This window comes from Myxococcus eversor, from assembly GCF_010894455.1.
GTDB classification, from domain to species: Bacteria; Myxococcota; Myxococcia; order Myxococcales; family Myxococcaceae; genus Myxococcus; species Myxococcus eversor.
The window spans coordinates 107107-131389 of sequence record NZ_JAAIXY010000030.1 but is presented as its reverse complement, the minus strand read 5'-3'; the positions used below and the strand labels follow the sequence as shown (position 1 = coordinate 131389).

Sequence of the window (24283 nt, the reverse complement as noted above, 5' to 3'; positions counted from 1 at the left end):
GTCGGGAAGCCCGCCGATGATTCGCGCGACGGCTTCCTCCACGGGGGCCCGCACCGCGGCCTCCACCGTGATCTTCACCCGGAAGTCCTTCTCCGGGTCGAACTCCGGATACGAGCCGATGGCCACGTGCGGCATGCTCAGCGCCACGCTGTCCAACACGGCGGCGATGTCGCTCTCGCCCAGGCGCAGGTAGAGGTTGCTCAGCACCACGGGCGTGCCGCTCAGCCGAGCCAGCACCGTCTCCAACTGCATCCGGAAGAGCTGCGGCACGCCGGGCAGGAGGAACACGTCCCCCACCGTCAGCACCGGGTACCAGGTGCCCGCTTGCGGCAGCAGCACCGCGCCCTCCGGGGCATCCGCCAGCCGCATGCCCTCCGGCGTCACCTTGCCCTCGGGCGCTCGCGCCTTGATGAGCGACACCATCTCCGGCAGTCGCACCACGGGCTTGCCCAGGGCCAGCGCCACGGCCCGCACCGTGACGTCGTCGTGCGTGGGGCCAATGCCGCCACTGGTGAACACATAGCGGGCCCGTTGGCGCGCCCGACTCATCGCGTCGACGATGGCGTCCACGTCGTCGAGGATGGTCTCCACCGAGCGCAGGACGATGCCCACCTCGCGCAGCCTCTTGATGAGGTGCGGGCCATTCTGGTCCTGGACCTTCGCCGTCAGGACCTCATTGCCGATGATGATTGCCGCCGCGCCGGTGCGCTCCATAGGAAGGGCGGACTGTAGCGCAACGGCCGGGGACTCCGCCGGGCGAGATTTCACCAACCGTCCGTCAGTGCTTGCGGGCCAAGAGCTTGCGAATCTCCACCAGCGACGCCGCCGTCACCGCTTCAATCCCCTGCTCACCGTCGATGTGGACGATGCGCTCCTTCTTCGCGCGGCGGCGGATGGCGGCCAGGTACTGCTTGGCGATGCGCCTTTGGGCCTCGTCCGCCTCGAACAGCTCCGCGGCCCCACCGCGAGCCGCCCGGCGCTTCGCGGCCACCTCGGGCGCGACGCCGACGAACAGCGTCAGGTCCGGGGACACCGCGTACCCGTTCACCGCCTCCACCCAGGCCATGGGTAGCGACGCCCCCTGGTAGGCCAGCGAGGACAGGACGTACCTGTCGCAGAGCACCAGCTTCCCCTCCGCCAGCGCGGGCAGCACCCGCGCCGCGAGGTGGTCCGTCCGGTCCGCCGCGAAGAGCAGCGCCAGCGTCTCCGGCGCCAGCGGGCCCGCGCCATTCGGCAGGCCCAACCGGCCGGTGAGGGCCTGGCGAATCAGGGTTCCCACCGGGCCATCCGAGGGCTCACGCGTGGTGAGCACCGCGTGCCCCTCCGCGCGCAAGGCGGAGGCCAGCCGCTCCGCCTGCGTGGTGGTGCCGGCTCCGTCGAGCCCCTCCAGGACGATGAACCGCCCGCGTCGGGCGGACTTGCGGGCCGCGCTCACCGGGGCAGCAGCGCCGCGGGGTCGTCGAGCCGGAGCTGGCTGCGCAGCTCCAGGAGCGTCTGGAAGCGCGTCAACTCGTCCGCCAGCACGCGCCGTCCCACCAGGTAGCGGCGGAGCGCGTAGCCCAGCAGCCCCAGCGCCAGCAGCGTCACGCCCCACGCCAACAACGGGGTGCGCAGGGAGTCATAGAACAGCTTGCCAGCCGCCCCCGCGAACATGAGGGCCGCCAGGGTGGCGACCCCCGTGTGGGCGAAGTGCGTGGTGCTCTGCCGGATGGACAAGCTCTCCTGCAACTGGTCGAGCTGCGTCCTCAAGTCCTGGGTATCAGCGCTCATCACGGAGCCGGGCACCCTACAGCAGCCCGTCCCACGCGTCGAGTCAATCGCCCCTGGCGAGTCCAACCTTCTGGGTTCCAACCAATTCCAGCGACACGGCAACGGGCAGGCAAGAGAGCCCTCGTGATTGGCTCATCCACCCCATCACCCGAGCGCACGGCGTCGGGCAGGTTGGCTTGCCAGCCTCTGACGCAGACGCTACATGCGCCAGCACATGCAGACTCGCGAGCGGACCGAATCCTCCATGAGCCCTGACGACCTCCCGTTGTCCTCCATCGAGGACGCCATCCGCGACATCCGCGAAGGCAAGTTCGTCATCGTCGCGGATGACGAGGACCGGGAGAACGAGGGCGACCTCATCATGGCGGCGGAGAAAGTCACTCCGGAGCACCTGGCCTTCATGGTGCGCCACACCAGCGGCATCGTCTGCATGCCCATGCTGGCGGACAGGCTGGACGCCCTGCGGCTGCCGCAGATGGTGGCGGACAACAACGAGTCCCACCGCACCGCCTTCACCGTCTCCGTCGACTACCGGCACGGCACCTCGACGGGTGTCTCCGCGGCGGACCGCGCCAAGACCATCCTCGCGCTGGCGGACCCGGAGAGCCAGGCGAACGACTTCCTGCGCCCCGGCCACATCTTCCCGCTGCGCTACCGCGACGGCGGCGTGCTGCGCCGCGCGGGCCACACCGAGGCCACCGTGGACCTGTCGCGGCTGGCGGGACTGGGCTCCTCCGGCATCCTCTGCGAGCTGGTGAAGGACGACGGCACCATGATGCGGATGCCGGACCTCAAGGCCTTCGCCATCCAGCACAAGCTGTCCGTCATCACCATCGCGGACCTCATCGAGTACCGCCGCCGCAAGGACCGGCTGGTGCGCCGCGAGCCCGGCCAGCAGACCGTCACCACCCGCTACGGCGACTTCACCGCGCTCACGTACACGTGGCTGCCCGACGGCGCCAAGTCGCTGGTGCTGGTGAAGGGAGACCCCTCCGCCCGCCCGAGCGCGCTGGTGCGACTGCACGCCGCCTGCACCCTGGGCGACGTGTTCGGCTCGCCCACCTGCAACTGCAACGTGCTGTTGGATCAGTCGCTCGCGCGCATCGCCCGTGAGGGCACCGGCGTGCTGGTGTACCTGCCCGGCATGCACGGCGGCGACTTCGGCATCAATCACAAGCGCAACACGGACGGCAGCGCCGACCTGCGCACCGGCCCGCACGAGACGCGGGACTTGGGCATGGGCTGCCAGATTCTCAATGACCTGGGCGTGCGCTCGCTCCAGGTGATGACCAACACGGACGTCACCTACCGCGGGCTCGCCGGCTTCGGTCTCACCATCGACAAGCGCGTCCCGCTGCTGGCGGACTGACGCGCGCTCGAAGCACCGGGGCTCCCCTGAACGGGAGCCCCACCTCGAGGCCGCGGGCTCAGGCCAGGTCCGACAGGGCCTCGCGAACGGCATCCAGGTTCGCGGGGAGCTTCACGGGTGGATTCGCGTGGCGGCTGGTGACGTCCGCGAGCGTGCCCCGGTGGTAGCCCACCTTGAAGTCCGCGAACTTCAGCCCGTGCGCGGTGGACACCACCGCCACGCGTGAGCCCTTCGCGATGACGCCCTGGGCCACCAGCTTCTCCAGCGCCGCGAGCGCCACGCCCGTCTGGGGACAGGTGAAGGTGCCCTCCTTGTCCGCGCGCGCGGCGGCGTTGGACAGCTCGGACTCGGTGGCTTCCTCCACCACGCCGTCGAACGCCTTGAGGATTCGCACCGCGCGGCGGAAGGACACCGGGTTGCCAATCTGGATGGCGGACGCCAGCGTGCTCCGAGCCTGCATGGGCACCAGCTCCTGGAACCCACCCCGGAAGGAGCGGGCCAGCGGGTTGGCGCGCTCGGCCTGCCCCACGGCGATGCGCGGGCGACGGGTGATGAGCCCCAGCTCCAGCATCAGCTCGAAGCCCTTGCCCAGCGCGCTGGCGTTGCCCAGGTTGCCGCCCGGAATCACCACCCAGTCCGGCGGCTCCCAGCCCAGGTCCTGGCACAGCTCCACGGCGACCATCTTCTGCCCCTCGATGCGCAGCGAGTTCATCGAGTTGGCCAGGTACAGCCCCGTGTCCCCCGTCACCGCCTGCACCAGCCGCATGCAGCCGTCGAAGTCCGTGTCGAGCGACAACACGCGCGCGCCGTTGGCGATGGGCTGCACGAGCTGCGCGAGGGAGACCTTGTCCGTGGGCAGGAACACCACCGCCGGAATCCCCGCCGCCGCGCAGTAGGCGGACAGCGCCGCGGAGGTGTCACCGGTGGACGCGCACGCCACGGCCCTCAGCGGCACGCCCTTGGCCCGCATGTGCTTCACGGCGGAGACCAGGACCGTCATTCCCCAGTCCTTGAAGCTGCCCGTGGGCGACACGCCGCATTCCTTCAAGTCCAGTGCGGCCAGCCCCAGCTCGGACGCCATGCGCGGCAGGGGCTTGAGCGGCACGCGGCCTTCGCCCAAAGAGACGATGTCCTCCACGGGAAGCTGGGGGTAGGCCCACTCGCGCTTGCCCCACACCCCCGAGCCATCCGGGAGTCGAGCCGAGCCGAAGCGCGACTCGAAGCGCCGCTTCCACTCCGTCGCGGACACGGCGCGCAGGGCCTCCACGTCGTGACGCACCTCCAGCAGGCCCTCGCAACGCGGACACCGGTAGACGACGTCCAGGAGCGAGGCGCGGAAGTCACAGCCCTCGCTGCATGCGTACTCCGCCCGGAAGCCGGGCTCCCTGGTGCTCATGCCTGCTCCTGGAGCCGGGTGCCGCACTCGGAGCAGGCGCGTCCGCGTCGACCACGGGTATGGCACGAGGGACAGGCCATCCACTCGTCGTCGTCCTGCTGCCCCTTCGCCGCCACGGCGGTCGCCGCCAGCCGCGCGCGCGGCAGCCGCATGCCACAGTTGTCGCAGAGCAGCCCCACCGCCTGCACGTTGCGGCAGTAGCGGCAGACGACGGCGCCCACCGGGGCCGCGGTCCTCACGCCGTCATCCTGCGCGCGCCCGGTGTCCAGCTCCTGGAGCATCGCCACGGGCATCTCCCCCGTCGGCGCCGAGCGGGTCAGCTCCAGGTCTTGCACCACCTGCGCCGGCAGGTCCGGGCCGCTGCGCAAGCGCGTCCCATCCAGCTCCGGCAGCAGGGGCGCGTCCACCGCGTCGCGTCCGCCCGTGTGAGGCGTCAGCTCCAGCTCCGGCAGCCGCGCCACGGGAGGCGTCGCCGCGAGGGCGGCGGCGGGGAACCGCTTTCCGCAGACGTCACACTCGGTCCCTTCGGGCTGAACGTGGTCGCAGACCGGGCAGATGATCATTGCGCGACGTTAGCGGGCGGCCCTGCTCGGGAGCAACGCGCCTTCACCGCTCCTGACAGCATCCAGGCATTCGGGCGGCCCCGCCCTTTCCACGCGCCACGTCAAGGTCGCCCTCCAGGATCCACTCGAAAAGCGCCTCCCGTCATGGGGACGAAGCGGACGGGCAGCAGGGACTCCACCTGGGGGAGGACTCCTGGCTTCCGGGCCCGTTGGATGAGCAACAGCTCCTGGGTGCCTCCCGTGGGCCCCACGGGGATGACCATCCGCCCCCCGCGCCGGAGCTGACCGAGCAACGTGCTGGGGACCTCGTCCGGCGCGGCGGTGACGAGGATGGCGTCGAAGGGCGCCTGCTCCGGCCACCCCTCGGTGCCATCGCCCCGGCGGAAGTAGATGTTGTCGAAGCCCAGACGCCGCAGCCGCGAGCGAGCCGAGCGGGCGAGTTCGGGGACGATCTCCACCGTGCACACCTCGCGGCAGAGCAGCGACAGGAGCGCCGTCTGGTAACCGGAGCCGGTGCCAATCTCCAGCACGCGCTCATGGCCCTTGATGCCCAGCGCCTCTGTCATCAGCGCCACGACGAAAGGCTGGCTGATGGTCTGTCCATGGCCGATGGCCAGCGGGGTATCGGCCTCGGCCTTCTCGCGCGTGTCCTCCGACACGAAGTCCTCGCGCGACAGGCGCGCGATTCCCTCCAGCACTCGCCGGTCGCGGATGCCTTGACTCGACAGGTACTGGGCTCGACTTCGGTCTCCCATGCTCCAAGCCTAACCGCCCGAGCGTCCCAAGAAAGGCTTACGCTGCGCGCATGGCCGAGCCGGCGTTCATCTTGGGGAGACCCGACACTTCAGCCAGGTCCTGGCATCCTCGACGTGGCTGCCCTGCTACCAGGGTGACGGGCGCCGAACGCCCTACCCCACCCGAGCCAGCGCGAGCCGCCCTTCCCAGCGTTCCTCGAGCGCCTTGACCAGACCCTGGTGCTCGGGGGACTGCATCTCCGGGTCCCTGGCGAGGATGCGCCGGGCCTCCACCTGCGCCATCGACAGCAGGTCTCCATCCCGCGCGAGGTTCGCCACGGCCAGCTCTGGAAGACCGCTCTGCCGCGTGCCCATGAACTCGCCGGGCCCTCGAATCTCCAAATCCCGCTCCGCGATGACGAAGCCGTCGCTGCTCTGCTCCATCACCGACAGGCGCTCGACGGCTTCCATGGAGCGTGCGCTGTTGGCCACCAGGTAGCAGAAACTGGCCGCCGCGCCACGGCCCACGCGGCCCCGGAGCTGGTGGAGCTGTGACAGGCCGAAGCGCTCCGCCGCCTCCACCACCATCACCGAGGCGTTGGGTACGTCCACGCCCACCTCCACCACCGTGGTGCACACGAGGACCTGCAGCCGCTTCTCGCGGAACTCCTCCATCACCGCGTCCTTCTCCTCGGCCTTCATCCGCCCGTGCAGCAGGCCGACGCTCGCCTGGGGGAACGCCAGCCGCAGCTTCTCCACGCCGCGCGTCGCGTCCTCCAGGTCCAGCTTCTCCGACTCCTCCACCAGCGGATACACGACGTAGGCCTGGTGGCCCTTGGTCAGCTCCGTGGCGATGGCCTCGTAGACGCGGGCGCGCTGCTTGTCGTTGAAGACGCGCGTGTTGATGGGCGTTCGTCCCGGCGGGAGCTGGTCGATGATGGACAGGTCCAGGTCGCCGTACAGCGTCATGGCGAGCGTGCGGGGAATGGGCGTGGCCGTCATCACCAGCACGTCCGGCTTCGGGCCCTTGCTCATCAGCGAGTGACGCTGGAGCACGCCGAAGCGGTGCTGCTCGTCGATGACCGCGAGCCCCAGCCGAGCGAAGGCGATGTCCTGCTGGATGAGGGCGTGCGTGCCCACGGCCAGGTGGACGTCACCTCGGGCCACGGCGTCGCGCACCTGCCGCTTCGATTTGGCCGTCCCCGCCGCGCTGAGCAGCCCCACCTGGAAGCCCAGCGGCTCGAGCACCTTGCGGAAGGTGCGCTCGTGCTGCTCGGCCAGGATTTCCGTCGGGGCCATCACCGCGACTTGATAGCCGTCCTGGAGCGCGACGAGCGCGGCGACCATCGCCACCGCCGTCTTGCCGCTGCCCACGTCGCCCTGCACCAGCCGGTTCATCGGCTCCGAGCGCGCCATGTCCCGGCTCAGCTCCTCCACCACGCGCGCCTGGGCGCCGGTGAGCTGGAACGGCAGCGCGGCGCGAGCCTTCTCCAATCGGGGCGCTGACACGTCGAAGGAGATGCCCTCTTCCGCCTTGATGCCCTGGCGCTTGAGGGCCATGCCCAATTGGAGGAAAAACAGCTCGTCGAACGCGAGCCGGCGATGGGCCGGACTCTGGTGAGAGTCGAGCGCCTCCAGGTCCGCCGCGTCCGGTGGGAAGTGGATGAAGCGCAGCGCCTCCGGGAGGCCCATCAACTCCAGTCGACGGCGCAGGTCCGCGGGCAGCGGGTCTTCCAACTCGTGCGCGTACTGCTCGCCGACACGCGCGGCCAGCTCACGGAACGAGCGCTGCTCGCCTCGCTCGAAGCCTGGGTACACGGGGACGATGCGGTTGAAGTGGACCGAGGTGGCGGACTCCAAATCCTCCGCCGGCTCAATCTCCGGATGCGCCATCTCGCGGCCGTTCATCGTCGCGCGCACCTCGCCGGAGAGGACGATGCGCTTGCCCACGGTGAAGCGACTCTTGAGCCACGGTCCCGCGTGGAAGTACGTCGCGGCGATGCTGCCGGAGCGGTCCCCCACCACGGCGCGGAACATCCGCCGTCCCTGCTTGCCCGGGACGAAGTCCGCGACCTTCACCATGCCCACGGTGACACCGCGCTCGCCGGGCTCCAGCTCGGCGATGGTGCGCAACTGTCGGCGGTCCTCGTAGCAGCGCGGCAGCAGGAAGAGGATGTCGCCCATCCGGCGCAGGCCCTTCTTGTCGAGCGCGGAGATGAGCCGAGGCCCCAGGCGCTTGCCGAGCGTCTTCAACGGCGAGGACAAAGGGCCGGAGCGAGGCGCGATGGACAGGAGCTTCGCCTCGGAGCGAGAGGCCTCCGCCGCCACGGCGCGCTTCTTCTTGCGTTGCTCCTTCTTCGCCTTGGCGGGAGGGGCACCGGCCTCCGCGCCCGTGTCGAGCGAGGCCTGTTGGACGCCGCGTCGTCCCGGGCGCATCTCTCCCACGGCGGGCTGCGCGTTGCCGGGGCGTGCGAGGCCCATCTCCCTTCCGTAGGACCGGGGGTTCGCCGTCGGTGGCGCGACACCGGTGGCCGAGCGGGACGCGGGGGCCGTCGCACGGGCCGTGGACGGCAATGGTTCGTTCGACTTCCACGGGGGAATCTGCACGTAACCAGGTGGCGGCGCGACAGGTCCGCTCTCCGCAATCACGCGCGTGCGGCCACGAGCGGCGGGCTCCAGCAGGCCCTCCTGTCCGTGCACACGTGAGGCATCGCCGATGCGCCCTGGCTCACGCGCGGGCGTCCCGTCCTGTCCTCGCACGCGCGAGGTTTCGGTGCGCGCGGGCGTCCCCTCCTGTCCGCGCGCGGTATCGCCGCTTCGCCCTGACGACGTCGTCGCAACGGGCTCGCGCTTGCCCCCAGTGAGGTCGGAACGAGGCACGTCGTCCCGCCGATGCTTCACCACGTTCCCGGACTCAGCGGCCCCAGTCCCCTCGGCTCTCGGCGCGGCCTCCGCGACCCCATCCAGCTCTGGCGGCAGCGCGACCCCACTCCGCTTCAGCGCGCGCACCACGCGTCGGAGCGCGGCCTTGCGGCGCTCGGGCGTGGGGTGGTCCACATAGGGCAGCGCCGCTCGCAGGTCCTGGAGCGCCTCGGCGTCCACGCCACTGGCTCCCGCCAACGCACGCTCCATGACGGACGTCAGGTCCTTCAGCGTCGCGAGCATGGCGAAGTCGCGCTGGCACGCGTACCGAAGGGGTCCCACAAGACTGGCGAGCGGATGGTTCACGCGGAAGTCACGACCATCCATCCTACGGAACGGGGGTGACGTCTCCCAGAAAACGCAACCGGGGAAGCGAGCTCAGGCCCGCTCCCCCGTCGGCTCTCTCTCGAGAATGGAACCGCTGACGTTCAGCCCTCGCTGGGCGGGGCGTCGTCCTCGGGGTCTTCGAAGCGAATCTCCTGGACCTCCAGCTCGCGCGTCCCACCCGGACTCCGCACCGTGGCGATGTCTCCCTTGCGCTTGCCGATGAGCGCACTGGCCACGGGTGACGTGACGGCGAGCCACCGCTTCTTGAGGTCGGCCTCCAGCTCACCGACGAGGCGGTAGGTGACGGGCTTGTCCGTCTCCGTGTCCAGCAGGTCCACGGTCGCCCCGAAGACGACCTTGTCGCCGCCCAGTTTGCTGGTGTCGATGACCTCGGCTCGAGCAATCCAGTCGCCGAGGTTCAGGATGCGGCCCTCGATGTGCGACTGCTTCTCCTTCGCCGCGTGGTACTCGGCGTTCTCGCGCAGGTCCCCATGGGCCCGGGCGACCTCGATCTCCCGTGAAATTTTCCCCCGCTCCACGGACTGCAGGTGCTTGAGCTCCGCCTTGAGCTTGCGCAGTCCTGAGGGGGTCATCGGGATGTTGTCGCTCCCGCTCGCCATCGACACAGCTCCTTCCACCACTCCCTGGTTCACTAAAGATTGAGGGCCGGCGCTCCTCCCGGAGCCCGGCCCCCACCATGAGCGGCTCAATGTAGGGAACCCGCGACATGCAGGTCAACGAAACCCGTACATCGCACCTCCCGAGCCGCTGTCCGCACGCGGATTGACCCGCTAGGCTGCCCCGCGTGCTGTCCGTCCAGGAACTCCGCTCGCTCGCCGCGTCATTGCCCGCCAAGGACTTCGAGCGGCAGCTCGGGCCCTTCGCCCTCATCCAGCGCCCTCCCTCGGAGGCCACGACGGCGGTGCTCGCGCCCACCCGCATGGCGGACCCCGAGGACATCAGCCTCGGGATGATGACGCTCCTGTTCGAATTCGAACACCTGCGAGTCGTCACGCTCCCACCCCTCCACGCGACGGACCACCTGACCATCGGCCGGCGCATGGACTGCGACTTCGTCATTGACGACGCGTCCGTTTCCAAGATGCACGCCGAGCTGCGCTGGAGCGACGCCGAGCACCGCTGCACCGTGCATGACCTGGGCTCCACCAACGGAACCTTCCTCAACGCCGGCACGCTGGGGACTCGCGAGGCCACGCTGCGCGACGGCGACATCCTCAGCTTCGGCAACGTGCAGTTCTGGTACCTGGAGTCCCGCACGCTGCATGAGCGCTTGCGAGCGGGCGAGGCCACGGGCCTGGGCTCGCGCAGCGGTTGACACTCGCGCCACCCCGACGTGGATGGGTAGCTTGAAGCCAGGAGCCTGAACGTCATGACGCAGAACCCGCCGCGCGACGAGCGCGACTTCTACGAGCGCATCTACATGCTCGTCGAGCAGGTGCCGTGGGGCAAGGTGGCCACCTACGGCGATATCGCGACCCTCCTCGGCGTGGAGGGCTGCGACGCCCGGACCGTCGGCCATGCGCTCGGCGCGATGGGTGCTCGCTCCGCCACCATTCCCTGGCAGCGCATCATCAACCGCACCGGTGGCATCAGCCTGACGGGCCACGGCCAACGAGAGCGGCTGGAGGCCGAGGGCGTCACCTTCGACGAGAAGGGCCACGCGAAGATGGACGCGCACCACTGGAGCGGGCCGAGCGAGGAGTGGGCCCGCGAGCATGGTTTCCAGACGCTCCCGCGTCCCGCGGACAAGCCGGCCGCCGCCCAGCTCACCCTGTTCTGAGCAGCGGAAGCCTGGCCGAGGGCCTGGTTTCCCGCCTGCTTGAATGCGGGAATAGACGCGCGAGAGTCGGGTCCGTCCCCCGGTCCGGATTCCGCCATGTCGCTCGCGCTTCTCCGCTGGAGTCTTCTCCTCGCGTGTCTCTTCACGACCGTCGCTCTCGCCGGTGAGTCCCGTCCCCGGCGCCAGAAGGCGAAGGCGGCGAAGCTCGTGCGGGTCGAAGGCGGACACCGTCTTCATCGCGACGCCGCGACCGCGCTCCATCGAATGGCCACCGACGCGATGAAGGATGACGTGGCGCTGAGAGTCACCAGCGGCTACCGCTCCCTGCGAGAACAACGCTGGCTCTACGAGCAGTACCGCCGGGGCCGTGGCAACAAGGCGGCGCGGCCCGGGCGCTCCAGCCACCAGCGCGGGCTCGCGGTGGATCTCGTCATCGGCCGGCGCACCTCGAAGCGCTACCTCTGGCTCGAAGCCAATGCGTGTCGCTTCGGCTTCCGCCGCACGGTGCCCTCCGAGCCGTGGCATTGGGAGTACCGCCCCAGCAGCACCTTCCCTCCCGTCGCCGGCTTCGACTGCCTGGGCAACTCCACGGCTCCACCCGAGCCCCCGACCCCTGTCGCGCGCACGGACGCAAGCTGACAGACTCGTGGGTGACACCGGGACGTCACGAAGACGTCACGGGACGTGACTGTTGCCGGCATCTCCGTGCGTTTCATAGGGGGGTGAACCAGCATGGAGGCCGCCGCGATGAATCCCCTGGATATGTCGGGCCCGCAGTTCCTTGAGCTGTTCGTCACCCTCGCCGTCCTCGCGTTCCTGATGGGGCACGCGCTGCGCCTGTATCTGCGCCAGCCTGGAGGCGGCCCCGGCGCGCTGCCCCGACACCTGGACCCCTACGAAGTCGCCATGCTGGCCGGACCGAGCGCCGTTGTTCACGCGGCCCTGGCCAGGCTGCTCCACGCGGGCTCGATCCAGATGAACGGGACGAAGCTCGAGGCCACCGGCCACCGCCAGGCGGATGCCCCCTCCATCGAGCGGGTCGTCTACCGCGCCGTCGCGGATGGGGCCGTGACGCCATCCGAGCTGCTCGAGCGCGCCGAGCCGGCCATCCAGAAGCTCAAGCCCGCGCTCATCCAGCGGGGCTGGCTGGTCGACGACACCTCGGCCACACGCGCCCGCTGGGTCCCGACGCTCCCCTGCATCATGGTGCTCCTGCTGGGACTGGCGAAGATCGCCGTGGGTTTGGAGCGCGAGAAGCCCGTGGGCTTCCTGGTGCTGTTCTGCTGCGTCACCGGGCTGGGCATCTACTTCCTCGGCAAGCAGGTCTGGAGCAGCCGCCGGGGCGCCTCGGTGCTCGCGAAGCTGCGGAGGCAGGAGCAGCCCCTGCGAGTCGCCGCGGGCAGTGCATCATCTCCTGAAGTGCTGAACAGCCACGACGTCGGCATCGCGGTGGCCCTCTTCGGGTTGGGCTCGGTGGCCCTGACGGACTTCGAGCTGATGCGCCGACAGGTGGCGCCTTCGAGCTCCTTCGGTGGCGGCGACTCTTCCAGCAGCGGTTGCAGTGGAGGAGATGGAGGCAGCGGTTGCGGCGGTGGTGGTGGCGGAGGGGGTTGCGGCGGCTGCGGTGGAGGTGGCGATTGACGAGCCTCGCGCTGCACGGAGTCGGCATCGGCTGGCGCAGGGAGCTGGCGCTGTTCATCGACCGGCTGCCGTCACCCGGCTTCGTGGAGGTCCTCGCCGAGCACCTGCCTCCCTCGGGCGACGTGCCGGAGCCCCTGTCGCGACTGCGCGAGCGCGGCGTCCCCGTGGTGCTGCATGCCGTCTCGCTGGGACTGGGTTCAGCGGAACCGCCCGACCCCCGGCGCCTCGACTGGCTGGCGCGACAGGCGGAGCGCGTGGGCGCAATCTGCATCAGCGAACACCTCGCGTTCGTCCGCGCGGGAGGGCTCGAGTCCGGCCACTTGCTTCCCCTGCCCCGCTCCGAGGACGCGCTGGACGTGCTCGCGGAGAACGTGCTGCGCGCCCAGGCGGCGCTGCCGGTGCCGCTGGCGCTGGAGAACGTGGCCTCGCTGTTCGAGTGGCCCGACGCCGCGTTCTCTGAAGCGGAGCTGCTCGCGGGCGTGCTCGCGCGCACCGGCGCCTCGCTGCTGCTGGACGTGGCCAACCTCCACGCGCACGTGCTCAACCACGGCACGGATGCGGACGCGGTGCTGGCCTGCGTGCCTCGCGAACGACTGGCCTATGTCCACGTGGCGGGCGGCGTGCAGCGCGGCGGCCTGTACCACGACACCCATGCGCATCCGCTGCACGCGGGTCCACTGGAGTTGCTGGAGCGACTGGCGGAGCGACTCGGGCCGGTGCCGGTGATGCTCGAGCGCGATGACCGCTTCCCCGCCGAGGCGGAACTGGCCTCGGAGCTGTCCGCGGTGTCGACCGCCCTGGACCGAGGCGCCTCGGGATGGCGCGCGGGGGCCCGACCATGAGCTCCCGCGAGCGACTGGCCCAGGCGGAGGGTCCGACGATGAGCGCCCGCGAACGACTGGCCCTGGCCCAGGCGGAGCTGGTCCAGGCCCTGGGCGTGGGCGCACCGGTGCCCGCCGGCTTCGACGCGGCCCGTGTGCTCGCGGCGGCTCAATCCCTGATTCACAAGCGCAGGCGCGGTGTCGAGCGCGCGTGGCCTCTGCTCGCGTCGGCGCTGGGCGCGGACTTCGCGCTCAGCTTCGAGCACTGGGCACGCACCCATCCCATGGCCGTGGAGCCGGATGCGCTCGCGGAGGGCCGGCGCTTCGCGGCCTCGCTTCAGGACGAGGGACGACTTCCCTCCGAGGTCTCCGGGGTCCTGCTGGACTTCGATGCGCGCTGGCGTTTGATACCGGAGGGTGAGCGTGTGCCGCGTCGGGGCGTCTGGCTGGTGGTCCGACGCGACGACACGACGCGGCGAATCCAGGTGGCCCTGCGACTGCCCGGAGGGCGCGTGTGGCGGTGGGTCCCGGAGGTCCGCGCCCGGTGACTCCAGCCCCTTCCGTGAGAACGACACCGCGGGGGCATGATTCTGGAGCCCATCTCGACTAGCCTTGCCGCTTCTTCCCGAGCCGAGGGGGCGCATGCTCGTCGTGCCATCCATCCTGGACGCGGTCACCGTTCACGCTGAAGGGGCGCTGTGTACTCGCATCGCCACCTTGCAGCTCGTGGAGGACCGCGTTCCCACCGAAATCCAGCTCAACGGTCTCCCACTGTCGCTGCGCCCCGGCACGCTCCGGGCCGCCATACGACAGGGGCCCCCCGGGCTCGTCGTCCGCGCCATCCGGCCCACCTTCGACGTCCAGCTCCCGCCCGAGGTCGATGTCCCTGGCGAGCACCGGGCCCTCGAGGAAGCCCTCGCGCGCGTCGCTGATGTGGCTGCACGGATGGAGGGGGTTCAACGCGAGCTCCAGTCCATCAGCAAGCTCAAGCCCACCTTCCCTCCTCAGAAGAAGGACAGCTACGTGCCTCACGAGGCCCCGCTGTCCGCATTGCTGGCGCTGGCGTCCTTCGTGGACACGGAGCTGGGCGCCCTGCACGCGCGGCGGCTGGAGCTGGAGCAGGAGCACCGCGACGCGGAGGCCGACGTCCGGCTGCGGCGACAGCGCCTGCACGAGGCCTCGTCATCCGTGCGAGGCGAGCGGGCCCGCGTCTATCGCGCCGCCGTGCTCACGCTGTCCGGCAACCCGTGGCCCCGCGAGACTCCGGCCCTCATCACGCTGGAGTACGCCGTCCCGGGCGCGCGCTGGGTGCCGACCTATGACCTGCGCCTGCCCCGGACACTGGAGGAAGGCACGCTGCGGATGCGCGCCTCCATCATCCAGCGCACGGGAGAGGACTGGACGGGCGTGAAGCTCGCGGTGTCCACCGCCGCGCTGGACCGCAAGGCGGAGATCCCCGAGCTGAAGGCGCTGCGCATCGGCCGCCGGCAACCCCCGCCGCCCCGCTCCGGCTGGCGCGAGCCGCCTCCGGGGCTCGACGAGCTCTTCGCCGGTTACGACACCCTTCGCCAGCCCCTCAGCCCCCCGTCCCCGCCTGCACAGGCGCATGGTTCCGCCTACCTCCATGAGTCGCCAGACATGGACCTGATGGCGGAGCCGATGGAGAAGGAGCGGAACAAGGAGGCCGCCCCCAAGGGGGGACGCGCGCTCGCCAAGCCCATGCCTCAGAAGAAGCGCTCCGTGGGCAGCGCGGCTTCCGCGGCCTCCGCGCCGCCTCCTCCTCCAGCGGCCGCGCCCCGACCCTCGGGGCCCCCTCGAGGGGGCGCTTCCTCGACCGGGGAGTATGAGGCGCTGAGCCGCTCGCGCGGCTCGGTGGCCCCTCCCGCGATGGCGATGGATGACGAGTCCGAAGCGATGGCGCCGCAAGAGGAGGAAGGAGGCTACGGCGGCGTGTACGCCGACATGGACGGGAGCCTGGGTGGAGGGGGAGCCGCTCCGCAGGACCGCCCGAGCGCGCCGCCCCGGATGGAGCCCTCGGATTCGCTGCTCGACTATGACCGACTGGCGCTGACGCCCGCGGATGACCTGGACGGACGCGGCCGGCTGCGCCCTCGCCCCTCGCATGTCACGCGCGAGATTCTCGCGCTGTCGGCCGTGCAGATTCACGTCAACGTCCTCTCGTTCGTCGCCGTGAGCGAGCAGGAGGTCAACAGCCTCTGGCGCGTCCCGACGCCCACGTGGACGGTGCCTCCGCGTGAGTCCGCGATGCACTTCGATGCGCGCTTCGACCTGGAGACGCGCGCGGACGTGCCCTCGGATGCCGCATGGCACACGCTGCCGGTGCTGGCCGTGCCGGTGGGACTGTCCGCCGAGTACGTCATCGTGCCCTCGGTGGAGACGCGCGCGTTCCGCACGGTGCGGGTGGAGAACCGGACGCCCTATCCGCTGCTCGCGGGCCCGGTGGACGTCACGCTGGGCGATGAGTTCCTGATGACGTCGCCCCTGCCCACCATGCCCCCGGGCTCCACCCAGCGACTGGGCCTGGGCGTGGAGGAGTCCATCAAGATCGCGCGCAACACGCGCTTCGACGAAGCCACCGGCGGCATCTTCGGTGGATCGACGATGCTGACCCACCACGTCTCGGTGGAGCTGGCCAACCGGATGTCCAACCGGATTCTCGTCGAGGTGTGCGAGCGCGTGCCCGCCGTCCCCTCGGGGTTCGAGAAGGACATCAAGGTGGAGGAGACGGAGGTCGCGCCGGTCTGGCAGAAACGCACGCCTTTGCCAGGAGAAGTCCCGGTCGAGGGCGAGCGCGCGTGGCGCGTGGTGCTCCAGCCGGGTGAAGCGCAGACGCTCAAGGCGACGTGGACCGTGAAGATTCCCGCCAGCAAGATGCTCGGCGGGGGAAACCGGAGGACCTGATGAGCACGCCCCTCACCCTGCCGGTCGTCAAAGTCACGGTCCTGGAAGATCGCGCGCTCGTCGAGCGCCGAGGTGAAGTCCCGCTGGTGCCCGGAGCCCAGCGCCTGGTCATCGCGGGGCTGTCCCCGCTGGCGGTGGACCGCTCGCTCCAGGCGAAGCTGGCCGGCGGCACTGTGTCCCAGGCGCGCGTCCGGCGCGCGAAGAAGCCCCAGCCTCCCGAAACCCGGCGCGAGCACGCCACCGATTTGGGGCGGCGCGTGGCAAAGCTGGAGACACAGGAGCGGCAGGCTCGCGCGGACCGCGAGCGGCAGAGCACGCGGCACGGACTGCTCACCACCGCGCACGCGGACGTGTACCGCGCCATCTCCGAGCAGGCCGGTGGCGGCAACACCCGGGCCGAGGAATGGAAGCAGCAGCTCGACACCGTGCGCCGGGAGCTGGACGCCTCCGAAGAGGCCCTGCGCCTCGCGCTGCGGGACGAGCAGCGCCTGCACCAACAACTCGAGGAGGCCCGGCGCGCGCTGTCCGGGACGCAGCAGGCGGAGGCGAAGCTCGACGTCCATGCCGAGCTGGAGGTGGGCCACCCCGCGGGCGGCACGGCGCTGTTGTCCATCACCTACCTGGTGCCCTGCGCGGCCTGGCGCCCGGCCTACCGGGCGACGCTGGAGTCGTCCACCACCGGCACGGCGCCGACGGTGCAGTTGGAGTGCGAGGCCGTGGTGTGGCAGCGCACGGAGGAGGACTGGAAGGACGTGGAGCTGGCGTTCTCCACCGCGCGCCCCACGCTGGGGGCCACGCCGCCCCGGCTGGAGACGGACTGGCTCTTCCTGCGGGACAAGACGGAGCGCGAGAAGCAGGTCGTGGAGGTGGCCATCCGCGAGGAGGTCATCCAGACGACGGGCGAAGGCGCGGCGGCGAAGCGTGATGACGGTCTGCCGGGCATGGACGACGGCGGCGAGGCGTTGACGCTCGCGGCGGCCCATCGCACCACGGTGCCCTCGGACGGGGAGCCGCACCGCGTGCCCATGTTCCACTTCACCGCGCCCGCGGCGTCCGAGCTGCTGGTGTGCCCGGAGCTGTCACCGCTGGCGCATCGCGTGGCCCGGTTCGACAACGTGGGCCCGGCGGTGCTGCTCGCGGGTCCCGTGGACCTGGTGCGGGCGAGTGGCTATGTGGGCCGCTCGCAGCTGCGCTTCACGGGCAAGGGCGAGCGCGTGCGGCTGGGTTTCGGCAGCGAGGACTCGCTCCGGGTGGCTCGGCAGACGGACCTCCAGGAGGAGACGGGCCGCCTGACGGGACGCAAGGTGAAGACGCACCACGTGAAGATGTTCCTCTCCAACATGAGTGCCCACCCCGCGGCGGTGGCGCTGGAGGAGCGGATTCCCGTGTCCGAGGTGGAGTCGGTGGAGGTGACGCTCCTGAAGGACTCCACAAAGCCCGCGCCCACGCGCGTCAGTTCAGAAGGCATCGCCCGCTTCGAGCTGACGGCGCCGCCGCGTTCCCAGCAGGAGCTGACCCTGGTCTATACGGTGAGCAGCGCCTCGAAGGTCGCGGGGCTGTAGAGGAGGCTCGTCATGCGCACGCTGTTCGGCATCGGAATGTTGCTCACCCTGGGCCCGGCCTTCGTGGCCGGGGCCTCCGTTCCGCCGGAGCCCGAGTCAGGCATGGCGGGGCGGCCTCCACAGCTCTCGGTGGAGTTCGGGGGCTCGTGGGGGCGGATGCAGCACCCGACGGCCTACATGCTCGACTGGCGGAACGAGACGAGCACGCTGGGGACTCGTGCCAGCGCGACGCGGCTGTCAGGCGGGCTGCACTTCAACATGGTGCGGAGTTCGGGCCGGAGCGACTGGTGGTGGACCAACGGCGTGGACTGGCACCTGACGGGGGATGACCTGCAGATCCTCTCGGTGAGGCCGGGGTTCGAGAAGCGCTTCGCGCTGACGGGCAAGTTGCTGCTGGGCCTCAACCTCTTCGGCGCCGCGTCCGAGGTCAGCCTCGCGTCTGGACGGATGTTCGCGACGGTGCCCCCCGACGGTGCGACGAATCCGGACCCTGGCTCGGCGTTCTTTCAGCGGCGCGTCCGGAAATGGCTCTTCGGCGGAGGCGGCTCGGCGGCGCTCCACTACCAGCTCAGCCGCTGGGTCCACACCCGAGTCAACGTGGGCTACACGCAGTACGTGAAGCAGGCGCAGAGCTTCGGCATGGTGGAGGACTCAGCCCCCGACACGTTCTCCGTGTCCCTCAGTGGCCCCTGGGCCGCCGCGTACGTGGGCGTCGACCTCTGAGTCAGTGCTGCACGACGGCGACGTAGTTGCCGTAGCGCGTCTGGATTTCGGAGACGTACTTCACGGGCTCGGAGCCCCGGCAATAACCGTGTCGCGCGCGGCGGTAGTGCTGGGGCTTCTCCAAGAGGAGCATCGCCTTCTCCACGTTGCCGAACCAGCGGTTGGGGTCCAGCCCCTGCTCCTGCGCCAGCCGCCGAGCGTCCAGCACGTGCCCGAGCCCCGCGTTGTAGGAGGCCAGCGCGAAGCGCAGTCGTTGCTTGAAGGGAATCTCCGGGGCGATGCGGCCAATGAGCTGGTGCATGTACTTCACCCCCGCGTGGATGCCCTGCTCCGGGTCCTCCAGCTTGCGAAAGCCCAGCTCCTTGCCCGTGCCGGGCATCACCTGGAAGAGGCCCTGCGCGCCGACCCAGCTCTGTGCCCGTGGGTCGAACCGGCTCTCCTGGAACATCTGCGCCACCATCAGCCGCCAGTCCAGGCCGTAGCGCTGCGAGTAGGATTGTACCAGCACGTCATAGGGCGAGATGGCACCGGTGAGCGCCGCCGCTTCCGTCGTCGCGGGCGCCTCGCTCCGGTGGCCCTCGAAGTAGCGACGGCGGGCCAGGTTGTACTCGGTGCCCCGGTAGGTCTTCTTCACGAAGCCGTCGAGGAAGGCTAGCAACTTCACGTTCCGCGGGCGCACGGCGAAGGCGATGCCGTACTGGCCCTCTGGTCCCGCGCGAGGGCCCTCCCCTGGCAGCGTCAACGCGGCCTCCACGTCATCGCGGTACACGCGCTCGGCGGCGAGGATGTGGCTGTCCGTCACGGTGTAGGGAATCTCTCCGCGCGCCACCTGGTCGATGAGGGTCTCCGCGTCCTGGTCCTCGGGCGCCTCCACGACGGTGAAGCCGTGCACCGTCGACGCGGCCGTGAGCGTGGCGAAGTGGCTGGACGAGCGCCGGACATGGACCACAGCGCCCTTCAAGTCCGTCACGGAGGCGGGCTTCGGTGCGCCCACGCGCTGCACGATGACTTCATCCACGAAGAGATAGGGGCGACTGAAGGCCACCTCGCGCTGCCGCTCCGCCGTGACGGTGAACGCGGCGGCAATCACATCGCCCCTGCCCTCCTTCAGCCAGGTGAGGAGCTCGTCGTATGAAGGAGGCACCACCACCTCCAGCCGCACCTTGAGTGCCTCGGCGGCGAGCTTGGCCATCGCGTAGTCGAAGCCGGCCTGTTCGCCTCGGTGCAGGTAGTAGGTGACGGGACTGTTGCGCGTCAGGACACGCAGCACGCCTCGCTTGCGGATGGCGTCGAGGTCCCCCGTGAACAGTTGCTCCCGGTGGTCGGTGAGTGCGCGCTCCACGAGGAAGGCATCCAGGGCGCCACGCAGCGCGGGGTTCTCGGGTCGCACGGCCCAGGCGAGGGCGCGCTTCTCCGCGATGGGGAAGAGCGCCTCCACGTCCGGGTTGTAGGTCTGGATTGCGGCGAGCAGGTGACTGTCCACGACGGTGAGCGGGACTTCTCCTCGGGACACCTTCCACGCCAGCTCCTCGGAGTCGATGCTCTCGGGCACGGGCTCGATGGTGAGGCCGGGGGCCTTCTCCTTCGCGAGCGCGGCGAGAGATGTGGCGAAGGTGGAGCTGGCGCGCACGTGCACGGTACGCGCCGCGAGTTCCTCCGGCTTGCGTGGCAGCCCTGCCGAGCCCCGCTTGCCCACGACGACTTCGCTCACCAGGGCCAGGGGACGGGTGAAGGCCAGCTCGGTGGAGCGCTCGGGTGTCACCGTCAGGTCCGCGGCGATGACGTCTCCGTGCCCTTCTCGCAGTGCGGGGATGAGCTGGTCGAAGCGCTCCACGGCGACGAACTCGGCGGTCAGCGAGTGCTGCGCGGCGAAGCGCTCCAGCATCGCGCGGTCCTGCGAGCGGGGCGTGCCCTGACGCGGCAGGAAGTCTTCATCGGTGCCTTCCACGAGGATGCGGAGGACGCCGCGCTTGCGCAGCGCGGGGAGGTCTCCGGTGAAGGGAGGCTCGGGAGGCTTCGTGGGCTCGGCGGCGACCTGAGCCACCTCGGCGGGGAGCGGCAAGGCCTGCTCGGGGAAGGGAGGGTCCTCTGGCTCCACGGCGGCGACAGGTGGGGGCGGCGCTGGCGGCGGAGTGGGCAGCTCCTGCTTGCACGCGAGGACACTCACGAACAGCGCGGCGACGAGCACACCTCGCGACACACCTTGGGACTGACGAGCCGAAGACTTCATGGGTGCTTCCCCCTCCTCCGGACCGTGCCCGACGTCGCGGACCTGGCCCCTCGCCCTCCGTCTAGCCGAGGTGAGGGGTGAAATCACGCGCCCCTCCGAAATGCGCACCGGGAGGCACCGCGGCCCCACCTGGAGTACGGGAGTCCGAGGGGCGCCTGGGTGTAGCGTGAAGGGAAGCATGAAGACGAAGAGCTCGCCGCCCATCGCCCTGCTCGGAGGGCGCAAGACGCTCCCGCTCATCGAGACGTACTTCGAGCTGAACCACCTGAAGCAGCTCTTCCGCCAGGGGTGGCTGCGGGTGGGGATTGCACAGGAGCGGTGTGAGAGCGTGGCCGAGCACTCGCTGTTCGTCGCGCTGCTCTCGCTGTTCATCGTGGACAGTCACTTCCCGGAAGCGGACGCGGGACGGGCGATGCGCATCGCGCTGCTGCATGACCTGGGCGAGGCGTACGTGGGCGACCTCACGCCGCATGACGGAGTGGGACGCGAGGACAAGCACGCGATGGAGCGCCGCGCGATGGAGCAGCTCGTGGGCAAGCTGCCACGTGGCGCGGAGTACCTGGCGCTGTGGGACGAGTACGAGCAGGGAAGTTCGTTCGAGGGACGGCTGGTGCGCCAGGTGGACCGCTTGGAGATGGGCCTCCAGGCGTGTGTCTACGAGTACCAGGGTGCTGGAGATCTCTCTGAGTTCTTCGCGTCGGTGGCGAAGGCGCTGGATGCCCCGGAGCTGCGCGCGGTGCTCGCGGAGTTGGAGGCGCTGAGGCCCGACTGAGTCGGTGGCGAGAGGTTCAGCCGAACCAGCGACCGGACTCGGGGGCGAAGACGTGGACGCGCTCGGCGAGCGTGGATGGGAGGCGCTCGCGAATCAGGGCATGCACTTCCTGCGGGCCGAGGGACTGGCTGAAGTGCATGAGGACGAGGGCTTCGTTGTGGAAGCGGTCGGCCTGCGCGATGAGCTCGTCGAGGTGGAGATGGGCGCGGTCTCTGGCGTCCTGCACGGGGCGCTTCGGGTCGACGAAGGTGGCCTCGATGATGAGGACGCGTGAGTCGAACAGGGACGGCTCGGTCTCCAGCACGCGAGCGAGTGTGTCGGTGGCATAGGCCAGCTCCAGGTGGTCGACCTCGGTGAGGAGGTTCTCGCCGGCCCTGCGGCGCTGGGCGATCTCCTGGGGCGGCAGACCGAGGAACTCGGGGCGCAGCTTGGAGACGCGGCGGATGAACTGGTAGCCGAGCGAAGGGACGGGATGGTGCGTGCGGAAGGCGCGAACGTGAAGGCCTTGCCCGAGCGGCTGGATATCCCCGGGGAGCATGGGGACGGTCCGCACATCCATGTCCGTGTGATGGAGGCGGGTGAGCACGCCGAGGGCCTCGTGGACGGGGGCCTCGATTTCCGCTGGGAGGTAGACGGTGGGAGCGCCCTTCCCCAGGAGGCGACGGATGCCGAGCAATGAGCCGAGGCCGCTGGCGTGGTCGGGATGGGCGTGACTGAGGAAGATGCGGTCGGAGCCCGCGAACGAGCGGATGGGGATACCCGCGTCGAGCACCACGTCCAATTCGGGGACCTGGAGGGAGGTGTAGACGCCGCCGACGGAGATGCCTCGGACGGTATAGGGGCCTGCCTGGACCTCGGTGAGCATCGCCGTGTTTATGGCGTGACTGGGGCCCTGGTCGCAACCCACCGTGGGGTACGAGTGCCAGCTGCATGCATGATGCGCGTGGAACGAGGACTCCGGATGGAACGAGACTGGCGGCGCCTGTGGGTGACGGGATGGGCGATGTTCCTCGCTGCCTGCGCGGGGACACCGGAGCGCGCATCGACGGGGCGCTACGCGTTCGATTCGGCGTCCAATAGTTGCCGACACAGGCCGGAGCTGTGCGTACGCGCCGCAGGGGAGGAAGCCGTCATCCCTCCTGTCCGGCCGATTCAAGCCATGGTGTCCGCTACTCGGACCGCAGTTGCTGCGCTTCGGGTTCTGGACTCCGCCACCCAGGCGATCATCGAGGAGCGCCTCAAGGAGTGCGCCGACCAGGCTCGCTCCTCCGTGCTGATCGACAAATGGGCTGGTCGAAGCCCCACGCCTGTGGAATGCAGCGCTATCGTGACGGATGCCAGCTCAGGGCGCCGACTCACACTCGCCATGCACCTCGGATGTCTCATACACCGAGCAGCCCTGGTCTGTACCCACGAAGCCCTTGAAGAACTCAGACCCGGGCGATTCAGCCTGGAGCAACGCTTTCGGTTCGATGGCGATACGGGCATCCTCCAGCAGATCAGTGAAGGGGATGCACGACTCCTCCTGCGCCTTGGCTGTGGGGAGGAACTGAAGGGTACGCTGGTCCCTGATGTGATCATCCATGAGGGAGATCCGCTGGTGGCCTCGGCCGTCTACGACTTCAAGTTTCCGTGCGTCAACACCGACCGCGCTCCTTCATGGAGGCGGTACGAGGAAGGGCCTCATCAAGGACTCGATCAACAGTTGCTCTATGAACGCGCCCTGGGCACTCGCGTGGTCCGGCGCGTCGTCCCGCGAATTGGAGTCGTCCGGTGACTGAGCACTACCCACGGATTCGCCAGCAGGCCGCGAACGGTGCGCTACTGCTCCGCGAGAGCCTGAGCGTCTGCCTCTACATTCCAGGTGGGCACTTGGACCTCCGTCAGCGGGTGCTTCTTGCAATGAAGCACTTCGTCGAGGCTGTCGGTCCCGAGGCACTCGGGCTGTACGCATCTTCAGAGGGTGAATGGTGCCCTCTCGATTCCGCCGGGTGGGACCATGTCCGAGCGGGGCTTCTGCAAGCCAGTTGCCCCATGATTCAACTGAGGAGCCAATCGCCCGAGGACGGTTACGGTTTCGACTTCCTCGGCAAGCCTGAGGCGCCGACACCTTTCACGCGTTCGCAGGACGCCATGAGCGCGATTCGGTTCTTGCTACCGACTGAATTCCTCGATGCGCATGGGCCCGAGTCAATGCGAAAGCTCGCTTTGGACCTGGCGACAAACCTGCCCTTCTCTTCCGGACACGCAGGACTCGCTTTCGATGGTGAGTTCGACGTCGTGGGTGTCGCTCCCGAGGTCCGGGCCCTCTGCTTTCGCTATCCAGGCCTGGACCTGCTCTCACTGAATCATGTCTCCTGGGATATCGGCCTCCGCGTGCGAGGACCCGCATGGCTCACCTTCCTCGGACAGCCGGCACTCGCGGGGCTCGGCGGCGTATCAGCACTCCGAGAACAACTCCGTGCCCCAGGCACCACCGCCGAGGCCTTGCCCGGAGATCGCGCCGTCATCACCCTGGGCCCTTGGCCCGAAGCCGGTGACACCCTCCTAGGCGACGCCCTCCCATCCTACCGCGAGCTGGCCCGCGTCCTGGAACCGTGGCTCTTTCGCGAGCAACACCCCTATATCGAGGTCCTCTCCGAGGACGAACTGCTTCGCTGGGAGCGCCGCTTCCTCGATTGAGGCACGAAGGGTGACCATTTCACTCGACACGCAAACTCCAATATTTGA

General features: G+C 69.7%; 23 protein-coding genes. 13 read left to right on the top strand and 10 right to left on the bottom strand.

The window, feature by feature from the left end; genetic code table 11:
* From G4D83_RS41655 to G4D83_RS41645, 3 genes are all read right to left on the bottom strand, one after another.
* Window positions 1–714: competence/damage-inducible protein A (locus G4D83_RS41655; protein WP_163870508.1), on the bottom strand; the 714-nt coding region annotated here is incomplete at its 3' end.
* Between the two features lie 64 nt (window positions 715–778).
* Window positions 779–1435, bottom strand: a complete 657-nt coding sequence (gene tmk / locus G4D83_RS41650) for a dTMP kinase (protein ID WP_163870507.1) — start codon at window positions 1433–1435, stop codon at window positions 779–781.
* Window positions 1432–1770 (bottom strand): hypothetical protein, encoded by a 339-nt coding sequence (locus tag G4D83_RS41645; RefSeq protein ID WP_217911178.1) that lies wholly within the window; start codon window positions 1768–1770, stop codon window positions 1432–1434. The genes tmk and G4D83_RS41645 overlap by 4 nt, the downstream gene beginning before the upstream one ends.
* Before the next feature lie 214 nt (window positions 1771–1984).
* Between G4D83_RS41645 and ribB the strand changes: the two genes are divergently transcribed.
* Window positions 1985–3139 carry a 3,4-dihydroxy-2-butanone-4-phosphate synthase gene (ribB, locus tag G4D83_RS41640; protein WP_163870515.1) on the top strand — a complete coding sequence of 385 codons (1155 nt, stop codon included), beginning with the start codon at window positions 1985–1987 and terminating at the stop codon, window positions 3137–3139.
* A 58-nt stretch (window positions 3140–3197) separates the two neighbouring features.
* Here ribB and thrC read toward each other — a convergent pair whose 3' ends face one another.
* From thrC to greA, 5 genes are all read right to left on the bottom strand, one after another.
* Window positions 3198–4535 (bottom strand): threonine synthase, encoded by a 1338-nt coding sequence (thrC, locus tag G4D83_RS41635; RefSeq protein ID WP_163870505.1) that lies wholly within the window; start codon window positions 4533–4535, stop codon window positions 3198–3200.
* A complete protein-coding gene (locus G4D83_RS41630; protein ID WP_163870504.1) occupies window positions 4532–5098 on the bottom strand; it encodes a hypothetical protein in 567 nt (188 codons plus the stop codon). Before G4D83_RS41630 ends, thrC begins: the two co-directional genes overlap by 4 nt.
* A 101-nt stretch (window positions 5099–5199) precedes the next feature.
* Entirely contained in the window at window positions 5200–5853 is a 654-nt protein-coding gene (locus G4D83_RS41625; protein ID WP_163870503.1) for a protein-L-isoaspartate(D-aspartate) O-methyltransferase, read from the bottom strand.
* A 153-nt stretch (window positions 5854–6006) separates the two neighbouring features.
* Complete coding sequence (recG, locus tag G4D83_RS41620; RefSeq protein ID WP_240357111.1) at window positions 6007–8997, bottom strand: ATP-dependent DNA helicase RecG; 2991 nt, start codon at window positions 8995–8997, stop codon at window positions 6007–6009.
* A 185-nt stretch (window positions 8998–9182) separates the two neighbouring features.
* Window positions 9183–9701, bottom strand: a complete 519-nt coding sequence (gene greA / locus G4D83_RS41615) for a transcription elongation factor GreA (protein ID WP_163870501.1) — start codon at window positions 9699–9701, stop codon at window positions 9183–9185.
* Window positions 9702–9886: 185 nt separating this feature from the next.
* Between greA and G4D83_RS41610 the strand changes: the two genes are divergently transcribed.
* From G4D83_RS41610 to G4D83_RS41570, 9 genes are all read left to right on the top strand, one after another.
* Window positions 9887–10417: an FHA domain-containing protein gene (locus tag G4D83_RS41610; protein WP_163870500.1), complete on the top strand. Its 531-nt coding sequence runs from the start codon at window positions 9887–9889 to the stop codon at window positions 10415–10417.
* A gap of 54 nt (window positions 10418–10471) precedes the next feature.
* Window positions 10472–10882 carry an MGMT family protein gene (locus tag G4D83_RS41605; protein ID WP_163870499.1) on the top strand — a complete coding sequence of 137 codons (411 nt, stop codon included), beginning with the start codon at window positions 10472–10474 and terminating at the stop codon, window positions 10880–10882.
* Window positions 10883–10978: 96 nt separating this feature from the next.
* The gene (locus G4D83_RS41600) at window positions 10979–11521 is read left to right on the top strand and encodes a M15 family metallopeptidase (protein WP_163870498.1); all 543 of its coding nucleotides are present in this window, start codon (window positions 10979–10981) and stop codon (window positions 11519–11521) included.
* 108 nt (window positions 11522–11629) lie between these two features.
* Window positions 11630–12523 (top strand): TIGR04222 domain-containing membrane protein, encoded by an 894-nt coding sequence (locus G4D83_RS41595; RefSeq protein WP_163870497.1) that lies wholly within the window; start codon window positions 11630–11632, stop codon window positions 12521–12523.
* Complete coding sequence (locus G4D83_RS41590) at window positions 12520–13365, top strand: MbnB/TglH/ChrH family RiPP precursor modification enzyme (protein ID WP_163870496.1); 846 nt, start codon at window positions 12520–12522, stop codon at window positions 13363–13365. The genes G4D83_RS41595 and G4D83_RS41590 overlap by 4 nt, the downstream gene beginning before the upstream one ends.
* Entirely contained in the window at window positions 13362–13892 is a 531-nt protein-coding gene (locus tag G4D83_RS41585) for an SCO6045 C-terminal-like domain-containing protein (RefSeq protein WP_240357110.1), read from the top strand. Before G4D83_RS41590 ends, G4D83_RS41585 begins: the two co-directional genes overlap by 4 nt.
* 94 nt (window positions 13893–13986) lie before the next feature.
* Window positions 13987–16266, top strand: coding sequence for a DUF4139 domain-containing protein (locus G4D83_RS41580; RefSeq protein WP_163870495.1), 2280 nt, complete (start codon window positions 13987–13989; stop codon window positions 16264–16266).
* Entirely contained in the window at window positions 16266–17828 is a 1563-nt protein-coding gene (locus tag G4D83_RS41575) for a mucoidy inhibitor MuiA family protein (protein ID WP_163870494.1), read from the top strand. Before G4D83_RS41580 ends, G4D83_RS41575 begins: the two co-directional genes overlap by 1 nt.
* A gap of 12 nt (window positions 17829–17840) precedes the next feature.
* Window positions 17841–18551, top strand: a complete 711-nt coding sequence (locus tag G4D83_RS41570; RefSeq protein ID WP_163870493.1) for a hypothetical protein — start codon at window positions 17841–17843, stop codon at window positions 18549–18551.
* Window position 18552: 1 nt separating this feature from the next.
* Here the strand turns inward: G4D83_RS41570 and G4D83_RS41565 are convergent, their stop codons facing one another.
* Window positions 18553–20781 carry an MltF family protein gene (locus tag G4D83_RS41565; protein WP_163870492.1) on the bottom strand — a complete coding sequence of 743 codons (2229 nt, stop codon included), beginning with the start codon at window positions 20779–20781 and terminating at the stop codon, window positions 18553–18555.
* A gap of 178 nt (window positions 20782–20959) precedes the next feature.
* Here G4D83_RS41565 and G4D83_RS41560 point away from each other — a divergent pair, with 178 nt between their 5' ends.
* On the top strand, window positions 20960–21553 hold the full coding sequence (locus G4D83_RS41560) for an HD domain-containing protein (RefSeq protein WP_163870491.1): 594 nt from the start codon (window positions 20960–20962) through the stop codon (window positions 21551–21553).
* Between the two features lie 16 nt (window positions 21554–21569).
* Here the strand turns inward: G4D83_RS41560 and G4D83_RS41555 are convergent, their stop codons facing one another.
* Window positions 21570–22418 (bottom strand): MBL fold metallo-hydrolase, encoded by an 849-nt coding sequence (locus G4D83_RS41555; RefSeq protein ID WP_163870490.1) that lies wholly within the window; start codon window positions 22416–22418, stop codon window positions 21570–21572.
* A 96-nt stretch (window positions 22419–22514) separates the two neighbouring features.
* Here G4D83_RS41555 and G4D83_RS41550 point away from each other — a divergent pair, with 96 nt between their 5' ends.
* Together G4D83_RS41550 and G4D83_RS41545 are read left to right on the top strand one after the other, a co-directional pair.
* Window positions 22515–23330, top strand: coding sequence for a hypothetical protein (locus G4D83_RS41550; RefSeq protein WP_163870489.1), 816 nt, complete (start codon window positions 22515–22517; stop codon window positions 23328–23330).
* Window positions 23327–24235, top strand: a complete 909-nt coding sequence (locus G4D83_RS41545) for a DUF3396 domain-containing protein (protein ID WP_163870488.1) — start codon at window positions 23327–23329, stop codon at window positions 24233–24235. Before G4D83_RS41550 ends, G4D83_RS41545 begins: the two co-directional genes overlap by 4 nt.
* Window positions 24236–24283 lie beyond the last annotated feature (48 nt).